Consider the following 495-nt stretch of genomic DNA (forward strand, 5'->3'; position numbering starts at 1 on the left):
CTGGCGCTCGACACCTACGAGATAGAGGTACGGAGCCAAGTGATCTGGGGCACCTTCACGGTGCCGGGTCAGGTCGAAACCACTACCTTCAGCCTGGCGCAATTGGCGCTGCAAAACCTGATTGCCCTGCCCCTGGGCAACAAGATCCTGCGTCAACGCAACGGCCGCACCATTCCCGACTGGCTGACAGTCAGCTATGTGGAAGAGCTGATTACCCGCATCGATATCGGCAGTACCTACCCTGCCCTGGTCAAGAGCACACTGCTTGGCGACCAACAGGAGTCAGCCCGGCGCCAGCAACTGTACGCCAGCCACCTGCGCATTCAGCTGCCATTGCTGGCGCTGCAGCTCAAGATACGCAACGAGGCCGGCCTGGATGAGCGCGGCTACCGGTATGTCGCTGCAGTAATGGCGCGAGAGGAAAACGATCGGCAAGTCGAGGGGCAAGCCATTGTGATCCGGCCGTTGGCGTTCGTCCCCAAGCGCCGCACCGAC

General features: G+C 61.4%; 1 protein-coding gene. It reads left to right on the forward strand.

Annotated elements, in window-relative coordinates; genetic code table 11:
- Positions 1–495: dermonecrotic toxin domain-containing protein (locus tag AC0L20_RS39835; RefSeq protein ID WP_473295642.1), on the forward strand; the 495-nt coding region annotated here is incomplete at both ends.

This window comes from Bradyrhizobium sp. Kon58 (assembly GCF_055807455.1).